10 protein-coding genes are annotated in these 6,837 nt (G+C 69.9%); 9 read left to right on the top strand and 1 reads right to left on the bottom strand.

The annotated features are described in order from the left end of the window. The 9 genes from ACFVW6_RS06110 to ACFVW6_RS06070 all read left to right on the top strand — a co-directional run. On the top strand, nucleotides 1-351 hold a 351-nt coding region (locus ACFVW6_RS06110), incomplete at its 5' end, for a hypothetical protein (RefSeq protein WP_387790888.1). Continuing rightward, nucleotides 348-1,073 carry a WXG100 family type VII secretion target gene (locus tag ACFVW6_RS06105; RefSeq protein WP_378823271.1) on the top strand — a complete coding sequence of 242 codons (726 nt, stop codon included), beginning with the start codon at nucleotides 348-350 and terminating at the stop codon, nucleotides 1,071-1,073. The genes ACFVW6_RS06110 and ACFVW6_RS06105, both read left to right, overlap by 4 nt. A gap of 78 nt (nucleotides 1,074-1,151) precedes the next feature. Continuing rightward, entirely contained in the window at nucleotides 1,152-1,550 is a 399-nt protein-coding gene (locus tag ACFVW6_RS06100) for a hypothetical protein (protein ID WP_378823272.1), read from the top strand. Continuing rightward, a complete protein-coding gene (locus tag ACFVW6_RS06095) occupies nucleotides 1,547-2,131 on the top strand; it encodes a hypothetical protein (RefSeq protein ID WP_378823274.1) in 585 nt (194 codons plus the stop codon). Before ACFVW6_RS06100 ends, ACFVW6_RS06095 begins: the two co-directional genes overlap by 4 nt. A gap of 144 nt (nucleotides 2,132-2,275) precedes the next feature. Next, complete coding sequence (locus ACFVW6_RS06090) at nucleotides 2,276-3,412, top strand: Mrp/NBP35 family ATP-binding protein (protein ID WP_357343201.1); 1,137 nt, start codon at nucleotides 2,276-2,278, stop codon at nucleotides 3,410-3,412. Between the two features lie 113 nt (nucleotides 3,413-3,525). Continuing rightward, the gene (locus ACFVW6_RS06085) at nucleotides 3,526-3,843 is read left to right on the top strand and encodes a DivIVA domain-containing protein (protein ID WP_378823276.1); all 318 of its coding nucleotides are present in this window, start codon (nucleotides 3,526-3,528) and stop codon (nucleotides 3,841-3,843) included. After that, nucleotides 3,804-4,472: a DNA-3-methyladenine glycosylase I gene (locus tag ACFVW6_RS06080; protein WP_378823278.1), complete on the top strand. Its 669-nt coding sequence runs from the start codon at nucleotides 3,804-3,806 to the stop codon at nucleotides 4,470-4,472. Before ACFVW6_RS06085 ends, ACFVW6_RS06080 begins: the two co-directional genes overlap by 40 nt. 105 nt (nucleotides 4,473-4,577) lie before the next feature. Then, complete coding sequence (locus ACFVW6_RS06075) at nucleotides 4,578-4,745, top strand: DUF3117 domain-containing protein (protein ID WP_011211259.1); 168 nt, start codon at nucleotides 4,578-4,580, stop codon at nucleotides 4,743-4,745. Next, nucleotides 4,742-5,593: a putative RNA methyltransferase gene (locus ACFVW6_RS06070; protein ID WP_378825551.1), complete on the top strand. Its 852-nt coding sequence runs from the start codon at nucleotides 4,742-4,744 to the stop codon at nucleotides 5,591-5,593. Before ACFVW6_RS06075 ends, ACFVW6_RS06070 begins: the two co-directional genes overlap by 4 nt. A gap of 55 nt (nucleotides 5,594-5,648) precedes the next feature. On the opposite strand, the gene glgA is transcribed toward ACFVW6_RS06070, so the two are convergent. Beyond that, the gene (gene glgA, locus ACFVW6_RS06065) at nucleotides 5,649-6,815 is read right to left on the bottom strand and encodes a glycogen synthase (RefSeq protein ID WP_355276568.1); all 1,167 of its coding nucleotides are present in this window, start codon (nucleotides 6,813-6,815) and stop codon (nucleotides 5,649-5,651) included. Between the last annotated feature and the right edge of the window lie 22 nt (nucleotides 6,816-6,837).

Below are 6,837 nucleotides of genomic sequence, written 5' to 3'. Positions count from 1 at the left end.
GCCGGAAGGGGGCTGGTGATGTCCGAGGTTTTCAAGGTCGAACCGGACGCGGTGGACACCTTCGCCGCGAGTTTGAAGGCGCTCGCCGACGCCAACGCGAACGTCGCCACGTACCTGGAGAAGTGGCTGGTACTGGACAACACCGTGTGGGGCGACGGCGGGCTGATCCGCACGGGACTCAGTGCCGTCGCCGAGGCGCACGGCAAACTCACGCCGAACTACGCCACGCTGGGCAGCCTCGCCGAGGCCGCGGCGACCGAACTGACCAAGGTGGCGCAGGTGTATCGCACCACCGACAAAGCACTGGCCGACGAGCTGGACCGGACCTACCCGGCGGGTGGTCAGCCGTGACGACCACCCCTGCCGAGCTCCTGGTCGAGCCCGCGCTCGCGGATCCGCTCAACGACCAGTTCGAGTTCCTGATCACCTCCAATGCCATCTCGCCGACCTACTGGGCGTGCAAGTGGTGCGAGAACGTCCTCGGAACAGACCCGCTCAAGTGGGTGACCACCAAGATCTCCGGCGATTGGGAAGCCCTGCAGAAGGCGGGCAAGGCCGTGGAGAATCTCGCGGCCTACAACTCGGCCTTCGCCTCCTCGGTCGAATCCGCGGCGAAAACGGTGGACGCGACCTGGGACGGGAACGCGGCGACGAGCGCTCAGGCGTACTTCACCAAGCTCACGACGGCTATCTCCGCGCAGGTCGAGCCCTTGAAGGCGATGGCCACCGAGATCAACAACTTCGCCTCGACCGCCTACCACCTGTCGACGTCGATGAGCAACGCGTTGCAGACCGTGCTGGACTGGGGCGCGATCGCGGTGATCGAGTGGGCCGCCGCCCAGGCCGCCGCGCTCACCGGCGTCGGAATCGTCGCTACCGCGGCTCTTGTCGCGGCCGCCACCACCACCACGCTCAAGGTCGTCGCGGAGTGGGGCAGGCTGGTCGAAACCTTCAACGCCGGCTATGTCGCCCTCGAGGCGATCGCCGGCGTGGGTTTCGGTGTGGCCGCAGTGGTCGAGTCGGCGGAGATGCCGGTCCTGCCCACCGCCAACTACGACCATCCGGGAGCCTGAGTGAACGCGCCCGAACCGATACACGATCTCGCCCGCGGCGACGTCGGGGTCTCCCGGCAATTGTCCAGAGCCCTTCGGGTGCTGATGGACACCGCGACGGAACCCCAGTTGAAGAATCAGCTTCGCGGAATCCTGGAGGGCAAGGGCAGCGCCCGAGATCTGATGCACAGCGAGGCCTTCAATCGGGTTCTCGATCGGACGATGCCCGCCGCCATGGCCCAGTTCGCCGCGATGACGGACGACGAGCGGCAGCGACTGGCCGACCAGGGCGAGGCGGACCTGCAGCGGCTCCGATCGCAGCCGACCACGGAGGAGCCACGGTCGCAACCGATCACGGCCCCGCCGCCGACACCCGCGGCGAACACCGTGGTCCCCGGCACCCGCAGACCCAATCGCGAGCGCATTGTCACGCCGGATGACGAGGACGACGACGACCAGTACTTCCGCGAGCGAAACCAACGCGGGTGGCTGGCGTGACCTCGCGAGAGCAGGTGGTGTTCGGGACGGAGGTCGAACCGGATTGGGTGCCGGTGTTCACTACGCCGGGGCCGATGGAGCTGGTGTTGGCGGAGGCGATGCCCGAGGTGTGTAGTGAGCACGGGTTGGCTGCGGTCGAGCGCCGGTCGGTCTTCGTGAATTCGCACGGGCCGCACTCGGAGTGGCCGACGTTGCGAGGCATGCTGATGTCGGTGGCGCCGTTTCGGCCGCGGCTTCCGGTCGCCGCGAGGGTCAGGTTCGACTGCCCGGCCTGTGAATTCTGTCTGGCCGGTATCAGGCGGTCGCGATGGATCGCGGTGCTGGCGCTGCTGGCGGTCTTGCTGACCATCGCCGGAATCTTCACGGCGGTGTCCCTGGAGCTGCAGCAGCTCTATGTGCCGTTGGCTCTGGCCTTCCTGCCCGGGTGTATGCCGATCGCGTTGCTGGTGGCCGTGCTGGCGTGGAGTCGATCGGGATTCTTCGCGGATGTGTGGATGAATCAGGACGCGGACGAATTGATCGTTTCCGCGCATCCGGATTTCGTCGCCGCGGTGGCGCAATGCCGGGCCGAGCGGCGCTGATCGCGCTGTCGGAGCAGCCCAGGGCGTTGTTCCACGGGCACGGTCCCCGGGTCGGGTGGCGGGTTCGGTGATCCGGTGTCCACCGGGTGGTCCGGATCGGCCCCAGGGCTGTTGCCGAAATCCGCGCAGCATAAAATCGGGCATATGCCAGTGATTACGGAAGCGGATGTGCGGGCCGCGCTCGCGAAGGTCGACGACCCGGAGATCCGCAAGCCGATCACCGAGTTGGGCATGGTCAAGAGCATCGCCATCGCCGAGAGCGGTGACGTGCACGTCGAGGTGTACCTGACGACGTCGGGCTGCCCGCTGCGGACCGAGATCGTCCAGCGGGTGACCAAGGCCGTCGCCGACGTGCCCGGCGCCGGTGCGGTGACCGTGGATCTCGACGTGATGAGCGACGAGCAGCGCACCGAGCTGCGCAAGTCGCTGCGCGGCGACTCGGCCGAGCCGGTGATCCCGTTCGCCCAGCCCGGCTCGCTGACCCGCGTCTACGCCGTCGCCTCCGGGAAGGGCGGCGTCGGCAAGTCCAGCGTCACCGCCAACCTGGCCGTCGCGCTGGCCCAGCGCGGCCTGTCGGTCGGCGTGCTCGACGCCGACATCTACGGCCACTCGATCCCGCGCATGCTCGGCACCGACGCCCGCCCGACCCAGGTCGAGCGGATGATCATGCCGCCGATGGCGTACGACGTGAAGATGATCTCGATCGCGCAGTTCACCCAGGGCAACACGCCCGTGGTGTGGCGCGGTCCGATGCTGCACCGCGCGCTGCAGCAGTTCCTCGCCGACGTGTTCTGGGGCGACCTGGACGTGCTGCTGCTCGACCTGCCGCCCGGCACCGGCGACGTCGCGATCTCCATCGCCCAGCTCATCCCGAGCGCCGAGATCCTGGTCGTCACCACCCCGCAGATCGCCGCCGCCGAGGTGGCCGAGCGCGCGGGCGCGATCGCCCTGCAGACCCGTCAGCGGATCGCCGGCGTGGTGGAGAACATGTCCTGGCTGGACCTGCCCGACGGTTCCCGGATGGAGCTCTACGGCTCCGGCGGTGGCCAGGTCGTGGCGGATCGGCTGACCCGCGCGGTCGGCTCGACGGTGCCGCTGCTCGGCCAGATCCCGATCGAGCAGGCCCTGCGCGAGGGCGGCGACGCGGGCACCCCGATCGTCCTCGGCGACCCGGACAACCCGGCCGCCAAGGCCCTGCGCGAGGTCGCCGACAAGCTGGCCGTCCGCAAGCGCGGCCTGGCGGGCATGTCCCTCGGCATCGATACGACACGCCACCTGTAGAACATGGGTAACTCGTCGGGCACGAGCACACGGCACCAATCGGCGCTCCGGCGGCCGCCGGTACGACGCGCCCACGCACACAAGTCTGGCCAAGAATTCGCGGGGAGGCGGAAATGACGCTGCTGCTGTACGTGCTGATCGTCGGATTGGTCGCGGCCATGTTGTTCCTCGTGGCGAGCGCGGTGTTCGGGCGATCCGAGGAACTTGGGCCGCTGCCCGAGGGCACGACCGCCACGGTGCTGCCCGCGCACGGGGTGACGGGTGCCGACGTGCGCGCGTTGCGGTTCCAGCAGGTGGTGCGCGGCTACAAGGCCGGTGAGGTCGACTGGGCGCTGGGCAGGCTGGCCGAGCGGATCGACGAGCTCGAACTCGAGGTGACGCAGCTGCGCCAATGGCAGGCGCAGGTGTCGGCGGGGCAGGATCGCTCGTGACCGAGCTCGCCGACGACGGGCGCGAACGCTGCCCCTGGTCGACCGGCTCCGCGCTGTATCGCGACTACCACGACACCGAGTGGGGCACGCCCCTGCACGGTGACGACGCCCTGTTCGAACGGCTGTGCCTGGAGGCCTTCCAGTCCGGCCTGGCCTGGATCACCGTCCTGCGCAAGCGGCCGGCGTTCCGGGCCGCGTTCGCCGGGTTCGAGATCGCGAAGGTCGCCGAGTTCGGCGCCGCGGACCGCGAGCGGCTGCTGGCCGACGCCGGCATCGTCCGCAACCGCGCCAAGATCGACGCGGTGATCGCCAACGCCCGGGTTGCTCGGGACCTGCCGGTGAGTCTGGACGAGCTGCTGTGGTCCTTCGCGCCGGCGCCACGCCCGCGCCCGGCGACGATCGCGGATGTGCCCGCCACCACACCCGAATCCATTGCTCTGGCAAAGGAATTGAAGCGCCGCGGCTTCGCTTTCGTCGGCCCGACGACGGCGTACGCGCTCATGCAGGCGACCGGGATGGTCGACGATCACCTGGAGGTTTGCTGGGTGCGCCCGCCCGCGAACGGAACCGACTCGCGAGTCACATTTCGTACTCAGGTGTCCGCCCGAGACGGCAATAGGGAAGAATAGGACCGGTGTGGCCCGCCGAACACCCGGCGAGCCCGCTGGTTGGCGACAACCAGCAGACGAGAATCAGTGCGCAGACAGACCGCGCAGATCTGGAGGGAGCAGAGGATGGCGGCCATGAAGCCCCGTACCGGGGACGGTCCCCTCGAGGCAACCAAGGAAGGTCGTGGAATCGTCATGCGGGTTCCACTCGAGGGTGGCGGGCGTCTGGTCGTCGAACTCACACCGGACGAGGCTGCGGCGCTCGGTGACGAACTGAAGAGCGTCACCAGCTGACGGCACTCACCGAGGTCGCCGCGCTCCTGGCCTGCCCGGAGTGCGGTGACCAACTGCGACCGCGCGATCGCGCGCTGCGCTGCGGTACCGGACACAGCTTCGACATCGCCCGCCAGGGCTATGTCGGGCTGTTGACCGGCGCCTCGACGAAGATGACCGGCGATACCGCCGACATGCTCGACGCCCGCGCCGCGTTCCAGGGCGCCGGGCATTTCGCGCCCATCGCCGCGGCCGCGGCCCACGCTTGCACAGCGGGAATCGACCGGGCGCCCGAGGCGGCAGTGATCCTCGAGGTGGGCGCGGGCACCGGCTATTACCTCGCCGCCGCGCTGGCCGCCGAGCCCACGTTCTTCGGCATCGCGCTCGATGTCGCCAAGCCCGCCGCACGGCGGGCGGCCCGCGCGCACCCGCGCATGGCCTCGGTACTGGCCGACGCCTGGCGCGGCCTCCCGATCCGCGACCACTCCCTCACCGGCGTGCTGTCGGTGTTCGCGCCACGCAATCCCACCGAGGTCGCCCGGGTCCTCGCACCCGGCGGGCGCTTCGTGGTCGTCACCCCCACCGCCGACCACCTGAACGAACTCGTCGGCCCGCTCGACATGGTTCGCGTCGATCCCGACAAGGAGCGACGGCTCGCCGAATCACTCTCCGGGCTGTTCGATCGCATCGCGCACACCCGCGTCGAGTTCCCGATGAAGCTGACCCGTCGCGACGTCACCGACGTCATCGCGATGGGCCCCTCGGCCTTCCACGGCACCCCCGCCGACGACCCGCGCATCGCGGCATTGCCGGACACCACCGAGGTCACCGCCTCGGTCACGGTGTCGACCTATCTCCGGGCCGGCTGACGGCCGGAGCCGGTTCCACCACCGGCCCGGCGCGCGCCGCTCCGACGGGCTACCGCTACTTCAGCACGCTCCGGTACACCTCGACGGTCTGTTCGGCGATCCGCGCCCAGTCGAACCGCGCGATGGCCCGCGCACGCCCGGCGTCGCCGTAGCGGCGCGCCAGCGCCGGATCCCCCGCCACGGCGTTGACGGCGGCGGCGAGGCCCTGTTCGTAGTCGGTCGTCGTGCCCGCGTCGTAGTGCACCAGCCGACCGGTGACCCCGTCGTCGACGACCTCCGGGATGCCGCCCACATCGGAGGCGACGACCGCGGTGGCGCAGGCCATGGCCTCCAGGTTGACGATGCCGAGCGGCTCGTAGACCGAGGGACAGACGAACACCGCGGAGGCGGTCAGGATCTGGCGGACCTGCTCGGTCGGCAGCATCTCCTTGACCCAGAACACATTCCCGCGCTCGCGCTGCAATCCGTCGACGGCGGCGGCGATCTCGAGTTCGAGTTCCCTGGTGTCGGCCGCGCCGGCGCACAGCACCAGCTGGATGTCGGGATCGAAGTGCGCGGCGGCGGCGAGCAGGTGGCCGACGCCCTTCTGCCGGGTGATCCGCCCGACGAAGGACACGATCGGCCGATCGGCGCGCACGCCGAGCCGTGCCAGCACCGGCGTCTCGTCCCCGGTGGGCGGACCGGGATGCCAGACCGTCGCGTCGATGCCGTTGTGCACCACGTGGACCCGGGTCGGGTCGATGGCCGGGTAGGCGTCGAGCACGTCGTGGCGCATGCCCTCGCTCACCGCGATCACGGCGTCGGCGTACTCCATCGCATTGCGCTCCGACCACGACGAGAGCCGGTACCCGCCGCCGAGTTGCTCGGCCTTCCACGGCCTGCGCGGCTCCAGCGAATGCGCGGTGAGGATGTGTGGGATGCCGTAGAGCGCGCCGGCGAGATGCCCGGCCAGCCCGGCGTACCAGGTGTGCGAGTGGACCACGTCGACGGCGCCGACCGCGTCGGCCATCCGCAGCTGCGCCGACATCATCTGCAGCGCGGCGTTGGCGGCGTAGAGCTCGGGGTCGGGCCGGTGCACGACGGCACCGCTGCGGGGCGCGCCCATGCAGTGCACCGTCACTTCCGCCAGCGCGCGTAGCCGGGCGGTGAGTTCGGTGACGTGAACTCCCGCACCGCCGTACACCTCGGGCGGGTATTCCCGGGTCAGCATGGCGACCCGCAGCTGTTCCGCCGGCGCCAGGTCG

This window comes from Nocardia sp. NPDC058244, assembly GCF_042882065.1.
Lineage (GTDB): Bacteria > Actinomycetota > Actinomycetes > Mycobacteriales > Mycobacteriaceae > Nocardia.
Note: the sequence above shows the minus strand (reverse complement) of the source record. Positions and strands in the feature narration are given on the sequence as shown.